Here is a 20,316-nt window from a genome sequence, read left to right as displayed (position 1 = left end):
TATTCCCCTGTTAAGCTGCCTCCTTTATTTCCGCCCGGTCGGGCTTGTCAATTGAGGTAAGCATGAAGCGTAATCTGCTGGCAGCAGGCGTTGCCCTGAGTATTCTCACTCTTGTTGGTTGTGGCGGCGACAAGGAAACGGAAGTCGAAATCAGCACCCCAATTCAACAAGCGTCCTATGGTATCGGTCTGAATATGGGTGAAAGCCTGTTACAGGACGGCCTCGACGACATTGATCCCCAGGCGCTCGCCCTGGGTATGCAGGACGCTCTGTCCAAGCAACCACCACGAGTAGGCGAAGAAGAGCTTCGTGCCGCGTTCACAGAGCTGCAGAGCCGCGCAGAAGAGCGCGCAACTGCGCTGGTCTCCGAAACGAACGAGGCCAACGAAAAGTATCTTGCCGAGAACGCCGAGAAGGATGAGGTCACCACGACTGACTCAGGCTTGCAGTACGAGGTGCTGGAGTCTGGTGCCGAAGATGGCCCGCAGCCTGATCCGACCGATACAGTATCGGTCCACTACGAAGGTAAGTTGCTGGATGGCACGGTATTCGACAGCTCGATCAGCCGCGGTGAGCCAGTCGATCTACCCGTCAGTGGAGTTATCCCTGGTTGGGTAGAAGCGCTGCAGATGATGCGCGTGGGTGATAAATGGCGCGTTACCATCCCAAGTGAGTTGGCTTATGGCGAAAACAGCCCGAGCCCGGTCATTCCTCCGAATTCGATTCTGGTATTCGAAATGGAGCTGCTTGGAATCGACCAGGCCGATGCAGAAGCTGACGCCAACGAAACGGCACCCGCCGAGTAATGGCAAAGTAACACTTCCATGCCCCGGTGCAGACGTATCGGGGCGTGGGTCGTTACCGTTATGCACATTCTTCAGTAACACTCAAGCACGTTTCCCTTTCAATTGTCTGGTTCCAGACGAGCTGTAAATGGCTGATTTATAAAGCTTTTTATTTGATCAATTTTCACTCATTTCGACTTAAGCCTAGTTTAAACGGGCGTTTGCCGCTGTTGCCCATACCTTGTTCACAGACTTATCCACAGAATATGTGGGTAACCCGTCACGTTTCATTAATCCCGTGCGCAATACCTTGTGAACCCGTCGTAAGGGCATGAGAAAACAACCCTGTTTTTCGATATTTGCTACCGTCGAGATGGTCGGAGGAGGTCGTCCACCGTCTGTCAGGATGCCGCAAGACGCCATGAACCCATCCCTGGAGGCTTGACGAGAACATCCCTGTTTTCGACACTTGCGCCACCCTGACAGTCAGCGGACTCGATGAGCATCGGTGTGAGGTGGATATTCGAAACCACCTTCACTTTGGCTTTCCTCCCGGGCAACTCCAACAATTAGGCGAAGCGGGGCGTCAGGGCTGAGCCGACCGTGCGATGACAGGGATGTCATCGTCGAGCTTACAGGGGAGTACTTGCAGCGCGTCGGCGCAGCGCTACCGGCTCGCGACAGCTGGCCCCGGCTTATTAACCACAACGAGCGGTTGACGACTTCCGGCAGGCGAATGCAAAACCGCCAGCGGCCCTAGGGGGTCGCTGGCGGTCAGGTTGCGGATGTTGCGTGCGCTATATCAGCTGGCAGCGGCTACTTGCTCACGCAGGCGCAGGAGGTCAATGAGGATGTGACCTGTCTCGGCAAGGAAGGGATCGACTTCATCGTCCTCCTCATCCTGTTCAGCGGTTAGAGCAGAGATGCCTTGCTCAAGCAAAGGGTCATCCTCTTCAAGCGAGGTGATCAGTTCTTCACCACGGCCCGCTAGTCGTTTGTTTTCCAGCTCAAGCAGCTGCTTCTCGAACTTGTCCTTCTGTTCGCGGCGCTTGGTCTCGTTCAGCGGAAGGAACTGCTGCTCCTTCATCTCACGGTTCAGCTCGATGCGCGACATCGTGTAGGCGAAGTCCGGATCTTTGGCTGCGCGCTTCTGATGTTGCTCGGTCAGGGGAGCGATCATCGGTGCGAGCTGACCATCCATCCGATAGCGTGCGGCAGGGATGGTGTCCCAGGGCAGTGCGCGTGGCAGGCTACTTTCACCGATTTCTGCCGTTTCCATCAATGAGGGGAATTCGATGTCAGGGATCACGCCGCGGTTCTGAGTGCTCTGACCCGATACGCGATAGAACTTGGCTAGCGTCAGCTTGAGCTCACCGTGGTTAAGTGGCTGGATCGACTGTACGGTGCCCTTGCCGAAGGTGGGTTCGCCAATAACCACAGCGCGGCCGTAATCCTGCATGGCACCTGCAAAAATCTCAGAGGCCGATGCGGACAACCGGTTAACCATCACCGCCAGCGGGCCGGTGTAAGTCGAGCCAGATTCGGGATCATCGAGAACCTGAACTTTACCCTGTGCGTCACGCACCAATACAGTCGGTCCCTGATCAATGAACAGGCCGGTCAGCTCTGTGGCTTCCTGCAGGGATCCACCGCCGTTGTTGCGAAGATCCAGCACGATGCCGTCGACGTTTTGCTCCTCCAGTTCGCCGAGCAGCCTGCGGACGTCCCGGGTGGTACTGCGGTAATCCGCGTCGCCACGGCGATACGCTTTGAAGTCAATATAGAAGCCAGGAACTTCGATCACGCCGATCCGGTAATCCTTGTTACCCTCTCGAACATCCAGCACCTCAGCTTTCGCTGCCTGATCTTCCAGCTTGACCGCTTCGCGAGTCAGTTTGACCTGACGGCTGGTTGAATCGGTTGTCGGGTTTGCGGCGGGGATGACCTCAAGCGTGAGACTAGAGCCTTTTGGTCCGCGGATCAGTTTGACGACCTCGTCCAGGCGCCAGCCCACCACATCAACCATTTCGCCTTTTTCCTGGGCCACGCCGACAATTCGATCAGCGGGGGCGAGTTGCTTGCTTTTCTCGGCAGGGCCGGCGGGTACCAGGCGGACGATCTTGGTGTATTCCTCATCACTCTGCAGTACAGCGCCTATCCCTTCGAGAGACAGGCTCATGTTGATATCGAAATTCTCGGCATTTTCAGGTGACATGTACTGCGTATGCGGATCGAACACCTGGGCGAATGCGTTGATGTAGCTCTGGAATATGTCTTCACTACGGGTTTGAGACAAGCGAGTCTGCTGGCTGTTATAGCGTTTTTCCAGCAGCTCGGCGATGGCGTCAGTCTCGCGCCCGGCCAGTTTAAGGCGTAGTACCTCATCCTTGATCTGACGGTACCAGAGATCCTCAAGCGCAGCGCGGTCGGCCGCCCAGTCGGCGTCTTCACGATCAATACGAATCTGTTGATCGCTCTCAAAGTCCATCTTGTCGAGCCCCTGATGAAGCAGGCTCAACGCGTAGATCATCCGCTCATTGGCGCGCTGGATCTGCGTGCGATGAATATCGAAACCAACGCTCAGATCGCCACTCAGAAGCAGATCGTCAAGCTTGAGACGGTGCTTCTCGAACCCCTGAATATCCTTGGCGGTAAACAGGCTGCGCTGGGGATCGAGCTGCTTGAGGTAAGTGTCGAAAATCTCGCTCGACAGTTCGTCATCGAGCTCGATCTTGTTGTAGTGGTGGCGGCGGAGCAGTTCGACAGTGTTCAAACTGGCAATGCGTTGCTCGCGCGTTGACTGCAAGCTCTCCACGTCAAGAACCGGGAGTTTCTCGGCCGCGTATACACTACCGCCGAGGGTTAGCAGTGCAACCAGGCAGGTATTGCGCAGTGATAGAGTGAGTCTCATGTAGGGTATCGTGTCCGGAGAGATAGGAAGTATGCTGTTAGGTCTTATAAAGGAACATGGGTTCCCTTTTCAATTGTTGACAAATGCACTATGGAGGCACCATGAGAGGATTGCAAGCTGAGGCGAAGACCCTCACTTGGAGCGAACAGCCCAGCGCAGAGCTGTTGGATGGTCAGATAAGAGTCCGCGTCAAGGCCGCAGGTTTAAATCGTGCCGATTTGTTGCAAAGGGCTGGAATGTACCCGCCGCCCCCCGGAGTGACCACTGTACTGGGTTTGGAATGCGCCGGTGAAGTGTCCGAGGTAAAGGGCGAAAGCCGCTGGAAGGTGGGTGATCGGGTATGTGCATTGTTAGCGGGTGGTGGGATGGCCGAAGAAGTCACCGTCGATGGCCGTCATGCGCTGCCCGTTCCGGATGGATTCGACTGGGCGCAAGCCGCCGCGATTCCCGAAGTGTTTAGCACTGCCTGGCTGAATGTCTTCGAGCTGGGTGGCGCTCAGCTAGGTGAGAAAGTATTGATCCACGCGGGTGCCAGTGGTGTGGGTACCGCAGCTATCCAGCTGTGCAAGGCCATGGGCAACCCCTGCTGGGTGACGCTTGGCAGTGAGGAAAAACTGAAGGTTTGCAAAGAATTAGGGGCTAGCGGTGGCGTGCTGCGCCAGAACGGTATTGGCAGTCTGAAAGAATCAGGGCCGTTCAACGTGGCGCTGGATCCGGTGGGCGCGAATTACGCCAAGGATCATCTCGACTTGCTGGCCTTGGATGGGCGCTGGGTGCTGATCGGGCTAATGGGTGGCCGCGAGGCGACACTGGATCTGCGGGCGGTGCTGGCCAAGCGTATCAAGTTGATCGGCTCGACTTTGCGAACCCGGGATGCAGATTTCAAGGCTGAGCTGTTGGCCCGGATGGAGCAGCGCTTGTGGCCCTTGTTTGCTACCGGCGAACTCAAACCTTTAGTGGCGAAGACGTTCAGCTTTGATGACGCCGAAGCGGCTTTCGCCGAGCTGGCCAGCGACCAGGTGATCGGCAAGATAATTCTGGTGAACGAATAAGGCAAAGGCCCGATTCGATCGGGCCTTCCTGACGTTGGTTTCTTGCGCCTAGATTAGATCCTGGCTGTCATAGAATCGGGTCAGCACCTGGGTAAGATAGGCTGCATCCCGACTGCCGGCCAGCTCACGGATGGAATGCATGGCGAAGGTCGGAACGCCCACATCCACGGTCCGAATGCCCAGCCGGCTGGCCGTAACCGGGCCAATGGTGCTTCCACAGCCCATGTCACTGCGCACGACAAAACTCTGCACCGGCACATCGGCTTCGTTGCACAGGTTGCGGAAGTAGGCAGCGGTCTCGCTGGTGGTTGCGTAGCGTTGGTTGCTGTTGATTTTGATCACCGGCCCGGCATTCAGCTTTGGACCATGATTGGTATCGTGGCGGTCTGCGAAGTTCGGGTGCACCGCGTGGGCGTTGTCCGCCGAGACCATAATCGACCGCTGGATCATCTGGATACGCTTGATCGGATCCGGTATTACTCTGCTCAGAACGTCTTCCAGAAAGGGACCATCCGCGCCGCAGGCTGAGGTGGAGCCTACTTCTTCATGATCGGTACAAACCAGCAGCGCAGGCTCCTGGCCGCTGCTGGCAAGCAGCGCCTGCAGCGCTGTGTGGCAGGACAGCAGATTGTCCAGACGGGCCGAGGTGAAGAAGTCATGTTCCAGGCCGACGGTCGCTGGCGGCTGTGTGTCAAAAAAGGATAGCTCGTAGTCCAGCACCTGATCCGCTTGGCAATCGGGATGTTCCTGAGCCAGCTGCGCACCCAGCAAAGCGCGGAAATCGCGCTGTGGCTCCAGTGCCATGGCCAGGATCGGCGGCAGGTCAGTCTGCGCATTGATGTTCAAGCCATCATTGACGCCGCGATTGAGATGGATCGCCAGGCTGGGTACCACCGCAATAGGGCGTTCAAAGTTGATCAGGCGGCTATCCAGTCGGCCCTCAAGGGTGCGAAAGGTCACTCTGCCGGCAAGAGACAGGTCGCGGTCGAACCAGGGTGCAAGCAGCGCACCGCCATAAACTTCGATCGCCAGCTGCCAGAGTCCCTGTTGGTTCATCTCCGGTATCGGCTTCACCCGCAGACACGGGCTGTCGGTGTGAGCGCCGACCATGCGCATGCCCTGGTCCAGCGATCCAGAGACACCCATCTGAAAGGCGATCAGCGAGGAGCCGTTGCGCGTAACCAGGTATTTGCCGCCGGACTGGAGGTTCCACTCGTCACGCTCGTCCAGCTGTTCGAAGCCGGCGGCGAGGAGGCGATCAGCCAGATTCTGGGTCGCATGAAAGGGAGTCGGCGAGGCCTGAATAAAGTCAGCAAGATCCTGATTGGTTGAACTCTGGTGCATCGAAAGCTCCTTTACTTCGCTGCGGCTCAAAAGGGGGCCGGGCAATCAAATACCATGGGTTCACCGCTCTCGGGATGCTTTATCCCGAGTCGCGCTGCATGCAATGCCAGGCGCGGGCACGCTGCGAGGGCCTCGTCCTGCGCATAGAGCTGATCACCAAGTAGGGGATACCCAATAGCCAGCATGTGCACCCGTAGCTGGTGAGAACGCCCAGTGATGGGCGTCAGCTCGATACGGCAATGATCGCTCAGTCGTTCCAATACGCGCCAGAAGGTCTGCGCGGATTTTCCCAGTTCATGGTCGACGATGTGCCGCGGCTTGTTGGGCGGATCATAGCGCAGAGGTAGATCGATATGTCCCGACTCGGTATCAGGCTGACCCCAGCACAGGGCGATGTAAGTCTTCTGGGTTTCCCTGTCGTGAAACTGCCGCGATAGCTCGCGGTGACTGTCGGGATTACGGGCGATGACCAACAGCCCTGAGGTTTCCCAGTCCAGGCGGTGCACGATGCGCGCTTCGGGATAGCCGTTTTCTTGCAGGCGGGTGATCAGGCAATCCTTGTTGTCCTCGGCGCGGCCAGGAACAGAAAGCAGCAAGCTGGGTTTGTTGACGATTAGAAAGGTCGGATCCTCATGAAGGATGCCGATGTCAGTAAGTGGCATTCGGGTTCCATGGCGCCCCCTGAACGAGGGCGCCGATCGGGTCAGGGACGTTCGGGAAGGGTGATATTCAGTTCCAGAATGGAACAGTCGCTCTGGTTATCCAGCGCGACATGCACCTGATCGCGGTCGATCTGAACGTACTTGCTGATCACATCGATAATCTCCTGCTGCAGCTGCGGCAGATAGTCAGGTTGGGAGCGCTGGCCCCGTTCATGAGCTACGATAATCTGAAGACGCTCTTTCGCGACCGATGCCGTTTTGGCGGGCTTTTTCCGGTCTCGGAAATAGTCGAACAGGCTCATTATCGACCTCCGAACAGTCGCTGTAGCAGTGATTTCTTCTGAGCTTCGAGGAAACGGTGCGGTATGGTTTCGCCAAGCAGGCGGTCCACGGCATCGCCGTAAGCCTGACCTGCGTCGCTGAGTTCATCCATGATCACAGGTACACCCTGGTTGGATGCCTTGAGAACGGCCTGGGACTCGGGAATGACACCCAACAGCGGAATCGACAAGATGTCTTCGACATCGCTGACAGTGAGCATTTCGCCCAGATCTGCGCGGACCGGATTGTAGCGCGTCAGCAACAGGTGCTCCTTGATGCGTTCACCGCTCTCGGCGCGGCGGGATTTGCTTGATAGCAGTCCCAGCATGCGGTCGGAGTCACGCACTGACGACACTTCCGGGTTGGTCACGACTATGGCTTCGTCGGCAAAATACATTGCCAGGTGTGCGCCTTTCTCGATGCCGGCCGGTGAGTCACAGACGATATAGTCAAAGGTCAGTTTCAGTTCTTCCAGAACCTTTTCCACGCCATCCTGCGTCAGCGCATCCTTGTCCCGGGTTTGCGACGCGGGAAGGATGTACAGGTTGTCAGAGCGCTTGTCCTTGATCAGGGTCTGATTGAGGTTCGAGTCGCCGTTGATCAGGTTAACGAAGTCGTAAACCACGCGGCGCTCGCAGCCCATGATCAGATCCAGGTTACGCAGACCGACGTCGAAGTCGACGATAACTGTTTTGAACCCGCGTAGGGCGAGCCCGGTACCGATGGCAGCGCTGGTAGTGGTTTTACCTACGCCGCCCTTGCCTGATGTGATGACTATGATCTTTGCCAAGATGACCTTCCCGTCGGAGCGCAAATGAGTAAAAAAAAGAACACTCCGGGCGTGAATTCCGGCGTATTCGAGACCTGATTATTGAGGAGCCCGGGATGGCTAAAGACCACGAATTGTGGGCTTCCTCGGATGGCTGAACAGTATCTGTTAAAGGGGCACTATCTTCAAGCTATCCCCGTCAAGGCTGATCTGCGTGGCTTCCTTCCAAAGATGGCGACGCAGGTCTTCTGCAACCTTGTACTGTCCTGCAATCGATACCAGTTCCGCTTCCAGTGACTGGCAGAAAATACGGGCTTCGGTATTCCCCCTTACGCCAGCCAGTGCGCGGCCCCGTAACGGGCCATAAACATGGATGTTGCCATCGGCAAGAAGTTCCGATCCGGGGCTTACTGATGCCAGCACGACCAGGTCCCCGCCGCGGGCATAGACCTGCTGGCCAGAGCGAACCGGTTGCGTGATTACTTTACTGGGGATGCCCTCGGCCGCAACCGGGGCGGGCGCGGCGGCAACGGGTGTTTCGCGTCTGACGGCTTCAGGTTTCTTCGGCCCTGCCGCGCCGCGTCGCTCGCCTTCGCCGCTTTTGTCGCGCACGCGACCTGGCAACATCAATACGAGCCCGCAATGTTGCGCCAGGGGCCGGAAGGCTTCGCTGCCGCGCAGTGCCATGGGTTGCATGCCGCTGTCGCGGCAAATTTGCAGCAAATGGGCGAGGGTGGTGGCGTCCAGTTCATCACTCAGCTTGTCGAGGCTGAATACCACCGGGGTGTCCTTGAAGAAATTCGGCGCCTGCCTGACTTTTTCTGCCAGTTGACGGGCAAAACGTTCAGGCTCCTGCCGTACCAGTTCAATCACGGTCATGGTCAGCATGCCGCCCTTGAGATTGAACGCGAGATCAGTGTCGAGCTTGTCGGAGTGAGATTCAGCAGTCATGTAAGATCCAGGAGCACAGTTTAGTGGGCACACTTATATAGATTGGCTGCGTTGATCGCAAGCCGCGCCCGGCTTCGGTAGAATGCGGTTTTCACCGTTATGGTTGGTGTATGCAACGTCCTGGTTTCAGCAGCGCCATGCTGCACCCTCGTTATTGGTTGCTGTGGATGGGCATCGGTCTGTTGTGGCTGCTGATTCAGCTTCCCTATCCGGCCATTCTCTCAGTTGGACGGCTAGTAGGTCGAGCCATGTATCACCTGATGCCAGAGCGTCGGCTGATCGCTGCGACCAATCTCGAGCTGTGTTTCCCCGATTGGTCCAGCGAACGACGCGAACAGGTGCTGCGGGAAAACTTCGCGTCTAACGGCATCGCCCTGTTCGAAATGGCCATGGCCTGGTGGTGGCCGCCGCGCAGGCTGGCCAAACTGGCCACAATCGAAGGGCTGGAGCACCTGGAGCACGCTGCTGCAGAGGGGCGCGGGGTGCTGTTGATGTCATTGCACTTTACGACGCTGGAGATTGGCGCGGCCTTGCTCAGTCAGCAGGCGACGATCGACGGGATGTACCGCGAGCATGCCAATCCTACCTTTGACTTCATTCAGCGCCGCGGCCGCGAGCGGCACAATGCCGACGCGATCGCGGTGGAACGCGAAGATGTACGCAGCATGCTCAAATCCATGCGTTCAGGTCGTGCTATCTGGTATGCGCCGGATCAGGATTATGGCCGCAAGGCGAGCGTATTCGTGCCGTTCTTCGGTGTACAGGCGGCCACAGTCACGGCGACCGCCACCTTCGCGCGCCTGGGTAAGGCAAAGGTCATCCCCTTCACGCAGACCCGTCTGCCTAACGCTCAGGGCTACCGATTGACGCTGCATCCGCCGCTGGAGAATTTTCCGGTGGGTGATGAAGAAGCCGATGCGCTGCGCATCAATCAGTGGGTAGAGCAGGCGATACTGCAGCAGCCCGAGCAGTACATGTGGGTCCATCGCCGATTCAAAACGCGTCCCGAAGGCGAAGAGCGTCCATACCCCAAGAGGCAACGTCGCAAGCGTCGCCATGTGGCCAAGGCTCGCTGATGACAGCGCAGGCCTGGGCCAGACAGACAGACTGCACCGCCCTGATACTTTCTGGTGGCGGGGCGAGAGCGGCCTATCAGGTCGGCGTTCTGAGCGCTATTTCCGAACTGCTGCCGGACCATTCAGTAAACCCCTTTCCGATCATTTGCGGCACCTCTGCGGGGGCCATCAATGCGGTGGCGTTGGCGACCAATGCTTCCGACTTCGACGCTGGGGTCGAGCGTATGCGGGCGGTCTGGGGAGGCTTTCGCTGCAATCAGGTATACCGCACCGATTGGCCAGGCCTGGTAGCCCAGGCCTGGCGTTGGACCCGAACCAATCTTCTGGGGTTGGGTGGCGCGCGTCCCACCTCGCTGCTCGATAGCCGCCCGTTGCGGGACTTGCTGGGTAATCTGATGCAGTTCGGCAAGATCGAGGAGGCCCTGATGGCGGGCCAACTGCGTGCGGTCTCAGTCAGCGCGTTTAACTACGAGTTGGCCGAGTCGGTCTGTTTTTATCAGGGCCATCAGCGTATCGAGCCCTGGAATCGTCACCGTCGTGTTGGCGTCCAGACGCCACTGTCGCTTGATCATCTTGTCGCCTCGGCGGCCATACCGCTGCTGTTCGAGCCGGTTCTGTTGGGCCGGAGCTGGTACGGCGACGGAGCAGTGCGTCAGCGGACCCCGATCAGTCCTGCGTTGCACCTTGGAGCGAACCGGGTATTGGTCATCGGGGTATCGGATAATCCGGTCAATGAGCCGGTTTCCGACAAGCCCAGGCCGCGTCGGCGCACGCCGCCGGCTCCTAGTCTGGCGCAGATCGGCGGTCATCTACTCAACAGCACCTTTGTCGACAATCTTGAGTCGGACATGGAGCAGATTGAGCGGATGAATCAACTGGCAATGTTGATGCCCCAGGCGTCGCAGACGCTGGGCAAGGGCATCAGGCCGGTTGAGGTGTTGACGATTTCGCCCAGCGAGCCGCTGGATCTGATCGCTAGTCGGCATCGCAAGGCCTTGCCTGCGGGTTTGAGGATGTTCTTGCGCGGCAGCGGTGCGACCCGTGCCTCTGGCGGCAGCGTTGTCAGTTACTTGCTGTTCGAAGCGGAGTATTGCAACGAACTCATCGCGCTTGGCCGCCGCGATGCACTGGCCAAGAGCGATGAGTTGCAACAGTTTCTCGGGATGGTTTGTCCGATTTAGGCTCTGTTCAACCCTGATTACCCCGCCACCAGCATGCGCAGGGCGTCCAGGCGAACCTTGGCATGCTGCAGCGCAACGCTACCCTCGGTCTTGTGCTTCTCCAGCGTCTCGATTTCGCTGTTGCGTACCAGCGGATTGACCTGCTGCAAGGCCTTGAGTCGATTAATCTCCTCGTCCAGATCTGAAGTAAAGCGCTGACTGGCCTGTTCCACCAGGTCAGCATGCTGCACGTCAGCCAGCGCTTCGGCGCGATCCAGCAGTAGCTCGACGATCTCGCGCTGGCTTTTGGCGATCTTGCTGGCCAGGTGTCTGGGCAGGTTCTCAATCTGTGCTTCCAGTGTTTCGAACGCGACCTTGGCGCCGAGATCCGTGCCATTCACATCCAGCAGGCAGCGAATCGGTGTCGGCGGCAGATAGCGTTGCATCTGCAGGGCGCGCGGCGCAATGGCCTCGCTGACGAACAGGCACTCCAGCAACATGGTGCCAGGCTTCAGCGCCTTATTCTTCAATAGTGCCACCGAGCTGTTGCCCATGCTGCCTGACAGCACCAGATCCATGCCGCCCTCGAGCATTGGATGCTCCCAGGTGACAAACTGCATGTCCTCGCGGGTCAGTGCGGTTTCGCGGTCATAGGTAATAGTCACACCTTCGTCATCGCCCAGAGGGAAGCCAGCATCGAGCATGCGCTCGCCGGGACGCAGGACCAGCGCGTTGTCTGAATGGTCTTCACTGTCGACGCCGAATACATCGAACAAGCGTTCCATGTAGATAGGCAGCTGGAAGTCATTGTCCTGCTGCTCGATGGCCGCGATCATTTCCTCGGCATCGCCGTGGCCGCGCGAATGCAGTTCCAACAGACGGTCACGCCCGTTATGCATGTCCTCTTCCAGGGCGGTCCGACGGGCCAGCGCCTGCTGGATCAGGCTGGACCAGGCCGCCTCGTCCGGATGATCAAGCAAGTGCAGTAGTTGACTGCCAAATTCATGCTGGATGGCGCTGCCGGTGGGTGAGGTCGCTTGAAACGCATTAAGCGCATCGTGATACCAGTGGAACAGGCCTTCTTGAGCGGTGTTTTCCAGATACGGAATGTGCAACTGGATGACTTCGCGCTGCCCGATGCGGTCGAGACGGCCGATGCGTTGCTCAAGCAGATCGGGATGAGTCGGCAGATCGAACATCACCAGATGGTGGGCGAACTGGAAATTACGACCTTCACTGCCGATTTCCGAACAGATCATTACCTGGGCGCCAAACTCTTCATCGGCAAAGAAGGCCGCGGCCCGGTCTCGCTCGACGATACTCATGCCTTCGTGGAAGACGGTCGCTGGGATGCCGCTGCGTATACGCAGGGCGTCGTCCAGATCCAGCGCCGTTTCGGCATGGGCGCAAATCACCAACACCTTGCTGCGTTTGAGCAACTTCAGTGTGTCGATCAACCAGTCGACGCGCGGGTCGTCCTGCCACCAGGCGGTTTCGACCGGCTCGAATTCATCCTGCAGGCCCACTTCCGGATACAGCGCCGTACGCCCTTCGAGGTCGGCATAGATTTCGGGGCAGGGCAGGGGATGGGCATGCAGCTGGCGCTCCGGAAAACCGGCAATCGCGGCGCGGGTATTGCGATATAGCACCCGACCGGTGCCGTGGCGGTCGAGCAATTGGCGGATCAGGCTGGATCGCGCTTGCTCGGCGTCTGCTCCGGCGGTGTTGAGCGCATCGAGCAGCTGTTCGGCATTGCCGCCCAGCCAGTCGCTGATGGCTTGCCGGTCGGCCGGCGCCAGTACGCTGCCTTCCATCAATTGTTGTACTGCTTCGGCGACCGGCTGGTAGCGGGCGGCTTCCTCGCGGAAGGCTTCCAGATCATGGAAGCGGTCGGGATCAAGCAGGCGCAGACGGGCGAAATGGCTGGCTTGCCCGAGTTGCTCAGGCGTGGCTGTCAGCAGCAGTATCGCCGGTATCTGGGTGGCGAGCTGTTCGACCAGTGCGTACTCCTGACTGGGAGCCTCTTCATGCCAGACAAGGTGATGCGCTTCGTCGACCACCAGCATGTCCCAATCCGAGGCAAGCAGGTACTCGTGCACTTTTTCGTCTTCCAGCAGTATCTCCAGCGAGACCAGCGCCAGTTGTTCTTCCTCGAACGGGTTGTCTTCCGCGCCGTCGCAGCGCTCCTGATTGAACAACGCAAAGCTCAGGTTGAAGCGGCGGCGCATCTCGACCAGCCATTGATGCTGCAGGTTTTCCGGGACCACGATCAGCACGCGGCGCACCCGGCCGGAGCGAATCTGGCGGTGGATGATCAGGCCGGCTTCAATGGTCTTGCCCAATCCGACTTCATCAGCCAGCAGTACGCGGGGGGCAATGCGGTCGGCAACGTCGCGGGCAATATGTAGCTGGTGGGGAATCGGTTGAGTTCTTACGCCGGCCAGGCCGAGTAGGGGAGAGCGCTGGATGCGGCAGTGATGACGCAGGCTTTCGTAGCGCAGACCGAACCAGGGTAAGGGGTCGATCTGGCTGGCGAACAAGCGGTCGCTGGCCAGGCGGAACTGAATGAAGCTATCGAGCATGGTTTCCGAGAATTCGGCGGGGCTGCCGTCGTCGCGCAGTCCGCGATAGACCAGCAACCCGTCCTCTTCGCCCACGTCACTGACGGTTAACGTCCAGCCTTCGTGATGGCTGATGTTATCGCCAGGCGTAAAGCGAACCCGGGTCAGTGGTGCGTTGCGCATCGCATAGTGGCGGGTTTCGCCGCTTGCAGGGAACAGGATGATAACTAGCCTGTCTTCCTGCGACAGCACCGTCCCCAGGCCAAGTTCCGATTCGCTATCGCTGACCCAGCGTTGTCCCGGGGTGAATACTGTCATGCCTTACTCCTGCCGTGCTGAAAAGCCCGCTATATTAACTGATGCGACAGCCTCCACAAACCTAAGCGACCGATGAATACGACTGCACTCGGCCAAGCCGGGATTAAAATGCGCCCAGGGGACGGATGCGCATCCACTCAACTGCCTTCGCGCGGCGGTTTTATTGGCGGATCGTTCTGTCGGTCGATGTTTTCGGAGGCTCCCGGGTTGGGTTATTTGCCTTCCTTTAGTGCTCCCAGGTGTGATGCGGGGTATAAGTGAAGCGTGAACAATTTCGCATGTTGTGGGATAGGCTGCGGTATTTCGTGGTCAATAGCGTCAATATGAAGTTGTTAGCCCCTGCAACAGGGTCATGTGAGGCAGACGAATGCTTATTCCAGGGCTCCCGCCATTGGGTGCACAACCGGAAGCGACTCGACCGAAGCGCGGAGTGACGCCGACGGCGAAGACTGAGGTGGTGCATGAAACGCTCGACGAGCCGTTGGAACGTCGCCGCCGCAACAAGGATCGCGTGCCTGATCGGCGGCGTGCTCGTCGCAAGCGCGCCGACCTCACTGTTCAGACCGAGTATTCGACCGAGGATATTCCTGAGCAGTCTCCGGATCTGCCCGCCAAGGGGCTGCTGATAGATATTGAAGTCTGATACGCTTCGCCTATGACAGACGAATCAGAATCAGCTCCCGTTATCGATCTTGTTGAGGCGCGTCAGCGCCGTCAGCACGATATCAAAGAAGCCCGCTTGATGAGTATGCGTGCGCGGTTCGAGCAGGCTCTGCCGTTACCCTCGGGACCTGGCAAATCCAAAGCAAAAAAGTCCCGCAAGAAAAAGCCCAAACGCTGATCGCCAGTAGGTGATCGCTGCTTTGCCCGCCGTGTTGAAAAACCTGCTCAATCTTGATCCTGGTCAATAGTTCGCCAAGTGCTCCTGTGTATTCTTGAATCTAGACCGGATTGAGGAGCACCTCTCATGTTTATCGACGAAACCGTAATCGCTGGAATCCTGACTGTTGGCTTGATGGTCGCTTTCTTTGGCGGTGTGGGTGTGTTTATTTGGCGCGACAGCCGCAAGCCGGCCCGAGCAATCAAGCGCCCTCACTGACGTCACCAGATTTGCGGGTCGACATCCTCGACCCGGCACAGGCATGGCTCGCAAGGCCTTTGAGCGATCACTCTTCGGACTGGTCGCTTTTTTTTGCCTGACCAGCGGTCGCCTACGACAGAGTGTCGCGGATATACTGTATGAATGAACAGTACACAGCTCCATTCCGATGCCGGACGTGCTATCCGCGGCCGCGGCACCGCAGCCAACCCGCCTAGTCGTTTCGCCAGTACCACAAGCGAAGCGGAGCATGACGGTTGGGCTGACGATGTGCCGCCAACTGCCGCGACGGAAGTGCGGGTCGAACAGTCCAAAACCATCATTACCCGCAACCAGTCTCCGGACCTGCCATTTGACCGCTCGATTAACCCGTATCGGGGGTGTGAACATGGTTGCGTGTACTGCTACGCGCGGCCCAGCCACGCCTATTGGGATATGTCTGCGGGACTGGATTTCGAGACGCGGTTGATTGCCCGGACCAATGCTGCCGCGCTGCTCGAAAACGAATTGATTAAGCCGGCCTACCGCTGCGCGCCAATCAATATCGGCGCCAATACCGATCCCTACCAGCCAATCGAGCGCGAGCATCAGCTCACCCGCCAATGCCTGGAGGTGCTGCTGCGTTTCCGGCATCCAGTCACGTTGGTCACCAAAGGCGCCTTGATTCTGCGGGACCTTGATCTGCTCGAGGAGCTGGCACGCCATCGGCTGGTGCAGGTCATGATCAGTCTGACGACACTCGATAACGAACTGAAGTGCACACTTGAGCCCCGTGCCGCCGCACCAGCTGCACGGCTCAAGGTCATTCGCGCGTTATCGGCACGGGGCATTCCGGTGGGCGTGCTGTGCGCGCCGATCATCCCCATGGTCAATGACGCGGAACTGGAGCGGCTGCTGGAGGCGGCCCGTGATGCGGGAGCGAGTAGTGCCTCCTATATATTGTTGCGGTTGCCCCATGAAGTCGGTCCGCTGTTTGAGCAATGGCTGGAAACACACATGCCGTTGCGTGCAAGCCATGTGCTCAGTCTGATCCGGCAATGTCGTGGTGGCGCGCTTTACGATGCCCGCTTCGGTAAACGGTTTCGCGGGGAGGGTGCATTCGCCACGCTGTTGTCGCAACGCTTTACCCTGGCGATCAAGCGGCTGGGGCTGAACCGTCGTGAGTTGAGCGAGCAGCTGGACTGCAGTCAGTTTGCGCCACCGGGCTTACAAATGGATTTGCTCTGATCAGGCGCGTTAACATGGCCAGTCCTGAGATGTCGGTTAGCCGAATGACCACCTGCCCAAATCGACGACCCTGGTGTGCTGCCTGCGCACGACCGGTCAGCCATTGCCTGTGTAGCCTCATACCAGATCTGGATTCGCGCACCAGCCTGCTGGTCATTCAGCATCCAAGCGAGCAGCGCCATCCGCTGAATACCGCAAGGTTGTTGGTGCGTGGACTGAAGAATGCGCATCTGCTGATTACCGAACAGTTGTCTGAAGACTGTGCCTGGTATCAGCAGCTACAGGATCCCCGCTGGCGTACCGAATTGTTATTTCCTGGCGCCCAGGCGACGTTAATCTCCTGCGCTGCAGACGACGATCGACCGCGTCGGCTGGTACTGCTGGATGGCACCTGGCGCAAGGCACGCAAGCTTCTGTATCTCAATCCGGTATTACAGCATCTGCCCCGTGTCGCCCTGCCGGCGGGGTTGCATAGTCGCTATCGAGTGCGCAAGGCGCCGATGGAGGGCGCGCTATCGACTGTTGAGGCCGGGGTGGCAGCGCTGAATATTATTGAGCCCGATACTGATTTTCGCGCATTACTCACCCCGTTCGAGGCCTTGATCAACGGTCAGATCGAAGCCATGGGCGAAGAGCGCTTCCATCGGAATCACCCCTCTAGGGTCTGACTGCGTGCGTGCTATTCGCCGCGCTTATTTTGGGTCGCGTCGCAAGAGTTACCGGTCCGCTTGCCGCTAAACTGGATGAGTATCGAATAACAACAACAGGCCACTGAAAAGCGTTCTGGCGCAGGGCCGCATGGAACCGGGAGCGATTATGCAGAGTTCGAGGCAACGGGTAGTTATCACAGGGGCGGGTAGCGGACTGGGGCGCGAATTGGCGTTGCGTTACGCGCGGGAAGGGGCGCAGCTGGCGCTTGCCGATATTCATGACGACGGCTTGGTAGAAACTCTCGCGATGGTCAGGGAGGCGGGCGGATGGGGGTTTACTCAGCGGTGTGATGTGCGGGATTTCAGCCAGCTCGCGGCGCTCGCGCAAAGCTGCCAGGAGCGCATGGAGGGCATTGACGTGCTTATCAACAATGCTGGCGTTGCCTCGGGCGGACTGTTCTGGGAGCTCACGCTCGAGGACTGGGAGTGGCAGATCAGCGTCAACCTGATGGGCGTGGTCAAAGGCTGCAAGGCATTCGTGCCGATGCTGACCCGGCAGCGTAGCGGGCGCATCATCAATATTGCGTCGATGGCGGCCTTGATGCAGTCCCCGGGCATGAGCAACTACAACGTCGCCAAGGCGGGCGTGGTCGCGCTGTCAGAGAGTCTGCTGGCAGAGCTTAAGCCGCTGGGCATAGAGGTCAATGTAGCCTGCCCGTCGTTCTTCCAGACTAATTTGCTGGATTCCTACCGCGGCCCGGACCAGGCCTCCAAGGACCAGATTGCCAAGTTGCTGCAAAGCTCTCCGATATCGGCTGCGGAGGTGGCAGAGAGTATTTATACGCAGAGCGAAGCAGGGCGATTCATGATCTTGCCGCACGAAAGCGGGCGGCAGGCGTGGGCGCTGAAACAGACCAATCCCGACGCGGTCTATGCCGAGATGACGCGGTTGATGGAGAAACGACTGGCCACGTCTACGCCATGACGTCTGGCGACGGTCCAGGTTAAAGGCGCACTCCGCGGGGTGCGCCTTTTTATTGTCCGCGCGGTGCCAGTTTCAACCGCTTGTGGCACAATGCGTCACTGTTTATAGCTCGAACGGAGCCTATTCGTGTTAATGAGTGCGCGCAGGTCGGCTGATGTCATCTGAGCAGCGAAAGATCGCCTTTCTGATGTGGCCGGGTAGTCACCCTGCGGCGATGATGGCTGGCCTGTCGGTGTTACGGTCCGCGAATAGAATGGCTGGATTCGAGTGCTACATGGCGCAATGCCTAACGCTGGATGACGAGCCAACTCTCAGCGACGAAGGTTGGCAGTTGCCTGCAAAGCCCTGGAATGAAGACATGGCGTTCGATCGCTTCTGGATCGTCGCTGATCTTGCTGCTCCACCGGAATCCCTTTCTCCGTCCATCATTTTGCGCTGGCGGGAAATGCTTCGCGAAGGCGTGGTGCTGGGCGGATTGGAAGGCGGGGTATTTCCGCTGGCGTTGGCCGGATTAATGGACGATCACCGCTGCGCCGTCCATTGGCGGGTGATTGATGAGTTTCGCGAGCGATTCCCTGCTGTGCAGGCCACCACTCAGTTGTTCGAACAGGATAGCGGTCGCCTCAGCAGCAGCGGTGGGCAGGCTACCGCCGACCTGTTCATGGCGCTGGTGGCCGAAGACCACGGGGCGGAGCTGGCGGCACTGGTGGCTGAAGATCTGGTGATTGAGCGCATTCGTGATGGCAGTGAGCGCCAGCGCGTGCCGCTACGCAATCGTCTGGGTAGCGCCCATCCGAAGTTGACCCAGGCGGTGATCCTGATGGAGTCCAACATCGAGGAGCCGCTGACCACCGACGAGATTGCCCGGCATGTGTGCGTATCGCGGCGTCAACTCGAGCGGATTTTCAAGCAATACCTCAATAGCGTGCCCTCGCAGTATTATCTGGAGCTGCGCTTGAACCGGGCGCGACAGATGCTGTTGCAGACCAGTAAATCGATCATCCAGGTAGGTCTGTCCTGCGGCTTCTCATCAGGTCCGCATTTTTCCAGTGCCTATCGAAACTGCTTTGGCGTCACGCCGCGTGAAGATCGCAATCAACGCCGGGCGCAGCAAGTGGCCGATGTGGCCGCCAAGTAATTTTTGCCGGCGCCCAGCGGGGCGACGGATTCATCAGGTATGTGTTCACGCCGCATAGCGCGGCAGCAGGAGAGAAAGGAATGACAGAGTCGACGCAGGTCAGCCGGTCGGATTTCGACCGGGTCATGGTGCCAAATTATTCTCCGGTGGACATGATTCCGGTGCGCGGTGCTGGTGCCCGCGTGTGGGATCAGCAAGGTCGTGAGTACGTTGACCTCGCAGGTGGCATCGCGGTCAATGCGCTGGGCCACGCGCATCCTGCTCTGGTCGAGGCCTTGACCGAACAAGCCGGCAAACTGTGGCACGTGTCGAACGTGCTGACCAACGAGCCGGCACTGCGTCTGGCCTCCAAACTGATCGCTGCCACCTTCGCCGACAAGGTGTTCTTCGCCAACTCCGGTGGCGAAGCTAACGAGGCGGCGTTCAAGCTGGCGCGGCGCCGCGCGCATGACGTTGTTGGCCCGCAGAAGCACGAAATCATCGCCTGCACCAACAGCTTCCATGGCCGCACCCTGTTCACGGTAAGCGTCGGTGGTCAGCCGAAATACTCCGAAGGCTTCGGGCCTGCCATTGAAGGCATCAGCCATGTGCCCTACAACGATATCGATGCGCTGCGCGCGACGATATCGGAGCGTACCTGCGCCGTGGTCATCGAACCCATTCAGGGCGAGGGCGGGGTTATTCTCGCCAGCGATGAGTATCTCAAGGCTGTCCGGCAATTGTGTGATGAGCACGACGCGCTGCTTATCTTCGATGAGGTGCAGACTGGCATGGGGCGTACCGGCAAGTTGTTTGCTTATATGCACAGTGGCGTGCAGCCGGACATACTCACCAGTGCCAAGAGTCTGGGTGGGGGATTCCCGATTGCGGCGATGCTGACCACTGATCGTATCGCCCGGCATTTCGGTGTGGGAACGCACGGCAGTACCTACGGCGGTAATCCGCTGGGATGCGCGGTGGCCGAGCGGGTGCTGGATATCGTCAATACCAGTGAAGTGCTGGAGGGCGTAACTGAGCGTAATAAGCTGCTGGTCGATGGCCTGATGGCCATTGCCGCCGATCTGGATGTGTTCGAGTCGGTACGTGGCAGAGGCTTGCTGATCGGCGCCGTGTTGTCGCCCTCATGGAAAGGCCAGGCCAGACAGATTCAGGAGGCAGCGCAGCGCGAGGGGCTGCTGGTGTTGCAGGCCGGCCCCGACGTAGTGCGGCTGGCGCCAAGCCTGATCATTTCAACGCAAGACATACACGAAGCGCTGGAGCGGTTGCGCACTGCTTTATCCGCTCTGGTCGGCTGAGCCGGGGCGCCG

The 20,316-nt window shown here is 58.7% G+C and carries 18 protein-coding genes; 11 read left to right on the top strand and 7 right to left on the bottom strand.

All coding sequences use genetic code 11. The features are described from left to right. Positions 1-62: 62 nt before the first annotated feature. Positions 63-806, top strand: a complete 744-nt coding sequence (locus tag FHK95_RS05370; protein ID WP_150303576.1) for an FKBP-type peptidyl-prolyl cis-trans isomerase — start codon at positions 63-65, stop codon at positions 804-806. A 781-nt stretch (positions 807-1,587) separates the two neighbouring features. Here the strand turns inward: FHK95_RS05370 and FHK95_RS05365 are convergent. Further along, entirely contained in the window at positions 1,588-3,696 is a 2,109-nt protein-coding gene (locus FHK95_RS05365) for a carboxy terminal-processing peptidase (RefSeq protein ID WP_150303575.1), read from the bottom strand. Positions 3,697-3,797: 101 nt separating this feature from the next. Here FHK95_RS05365 and FHK95_RS05360 point away from each other — a divergent pair, with 101 nt between their 5' ends. Beyond that, the gene (locus FHK95_RS05360) at positions 3,798-4,748 is read left to right on the top strand and encodes an NAD(P)H-quinone oxidoreductase (RefSeq protein WP_150303574.1); all 951 of its coding nucleotides are present in this window, start codon (positions 3,798-3,800) and stop codon (positions 4,746-4,748) included. A gap of 48 nt (positions 4,749-4,796) precedes the next feature. On the opposite strand, the gene FHK95_RS05355 is transcribed toward FHK95_RS05360, so the two are convergent. From FHK95_RS05355 to minC, 5 genes are all read right to left on the bottom strand, one after another. Then, positions 4,797-6,092, bottom strand: coding sequence for a M18 family aminopeptidase (locus tag FHK95_RS05355; protein WP_150303573.1), 1,296 nt, complete (start codon positions 6,090-6,092; stop codon positions 4,797-4,799). Between the two features lie 26 nt (positions 6,093-6,118). Continuing rightward, positions 6,119-6,754 (bottom strand): RluA family pseudouridine synthase, encoded by a 636-nt coding sequence (locus FHK95_RS05350; protein ID WP_150303572.1) that lies wholly within the window; start codon positions 6,752-6,754, stop codon positions 6,119-6,121. Positions 6,755-6,795: 41 nt separating this feature from the next. Continuing rightward, complete coding sequence (gene minE, locus FHK95_RS05345) at positions 6,796-7,056, bottom strand: cell division topological specificity factor MinE (protein WP_150303571.1); 261 nt, start codon at positions 7,054-7,056, stop codon at positions 6,796-6,798. Beyond that, positions 7,056-7,865 (bottom strand): septum site-determining protein MinD, encoded by an 810-nt coding sequence (minD, locus tag FHK95_RS05340; RefSeq protein ID WP_150303570.1) that lies wholly within the window; start codon positions 7,863-7,865, stop codon positions 7,056-7,058. Before minD ends, minE begins: the two co-directional genes overlap by 1 nt. Before the next feature lie 147 nt (positions 7,866-8,012). Next, entirely contained in the window at positions 8,013-8,795 is a 783-nt protein-coding gene (gene minC, locus FHK95_RS05335; protein ID WP_150303569.1) for a septum site-determining protein MinC, read from the bottom strand. 110 nt (positions 8,796-8,905) lie between these two features. On the opposite strand from minC, the gene FHK95_RS05330 reads away from it, so the two are divergent. Further along, entirely contained in the window at positions 8,906-9,871 is a 966-nt protein-coding gene (locus FHK95_RS05330; RefSeq protein ID WP_150303568.1) for a lipid A biosynthesis lauroyl acyltransferase, read from the top strand. Further along, entirely contained in the window at positions 9,871-11,052 is a 1,182-nt protein-coding gene (locus tag FHK95_RS05325; protein ID WP_150303567.1) for a patatin-like phospholipase family protein, read from the top strand. Before FHK95_RS05330 ends, FHK95_RS05325 begins: the two co-directional genes overlap by 1 nt. A gap of 17 nt (positions 11,053-11,069) precedes the next feature. Here FHK95_RS05325 and rapA read toward each other — a convergent pair whose 3' ends face one another. After that, positions 11,070-13,910, bottom strand: coding sequence for an RNA polymerase-associated protein RapA (gene rapA, locus FHK95_RS05320; RefSeq protein WP_150303566.1), 2,841 nt, complete (start codon positions 13,908-13,910; stop codon positions 11,070-11,072). Between the two features lie 367 nt (positions 13,911-14,277). Here rapA and FHK95_RS05315 point away from each other — a divergent pair, with 367 nt between their 5' ends. The 7 genes from FHK95_RS05315 (at position 14,278) to FHK95_RS05285 (ending at position 20,304) form a co-directional block, all read left to right on the top strand. Then, positions 14,278-14,553 carry a hypothetical protein gene (locus tag FHK95_RS05315; RefSeq protein WP_150303565.1) on the top strand — a complete coding sequence of 92 codons (276 nt, stop codon included), beginning with the start codon at positions 14,278-14,280 and terminating at the stop codon, positions 14,551-14,553. Between the two features lie 324 nt (positions 14,554-14,877). Then, positions 14,878-15,009 (top strand): cytochrome c oxidase subunit CcoM, encoded by a 132-nt coding sequence (gene ccoM / locus FHK95_RS20320; protein WP_268977544.1) that lies wholly within the window; start codon positions 14,878-14,880, stop codon positions 15,007-15,009. 144 nt (positions 15,010-15,153) lie between these two features. Beyond that, positions 15,154-16,236 (top strand): PA0069 family radical SAM protein, encoded by a 1,083-nt coding sequence (locus FHK95_RS05305; RefSeq protein WP_150303563.1) that lies wholly within the window; start codon positions 15,154-15,156, stop codon positions 16,234-16,236. Between the two features lie 44 nt (positions 16,237-16,280). Beyond that, positions 16,281-16,904 carry a tRNA-uridine aminocarboxypropyltransferase gene (locus tag FHK95_RS05300; protein ID WP_150303612.1) on the top strand — a complete coding sequence of 208 codons (624 nt, stop codon included), beginning with the start codon at positions 16,281-16,283 and terminating at the stop codon, positions 16,902-16,904. A gap of 148 nt (positions 16,905-17,052) precedes the next feature. Next, positions 17,053-17,871: an SDR family oxidoreductase gene (locus tag FHK95_RS05295; RefSeq protein WP_150303562.1), complete on the top strand. Its 819-nt coding sequence runs from the start codon at positions 17,053-17,055 to the stop codon at positions 17,869-17,871. A 154-nt stretch (positions 17,872-18,025) separates the two neighbouring features. After that, a complete protein-coding gene (locus tag FHK95_RS05290; RefSeq protein ID WP_150303561.1) occupies positions 18,026-19,009 on the top strand; it encodes a GlxA family transcriptional regulator in 984 nt (327 codons plus the stop codon). Between the two features lie 80 nt (positions 19,010-19,089). After that, positions 19,090-20,304 carry an acetylornithine transaminase gene (locus FHK95_RS05285; protein WP_150303560.1) on the top strand — a complete coding sequence of 405 codons (1,215 nt, stop codon included), beginning with the start codon at positions 19,090-19,092 and terminating at the stop codon, positions 20,302-20,304. Positions 20,305-20,316 lie beyond the last annotated feature (12 nt).

Source organism: Pseudomonas saliphila (assembly GCF_008638345.1).
Classification (GTDB): domain Bacteria; phylum Pseudomonadota; class Gammaproteobacteria; order Pseudomonadales; family Pseudomonadaceae; genus Halopseudomonas; species Halopseudomonas saliphila.
The sequence above is the reverse complement of the archived record's forward strand: the minus strand, read 5'-3'. Positions and strand labels throughout refer to the sequence as shown.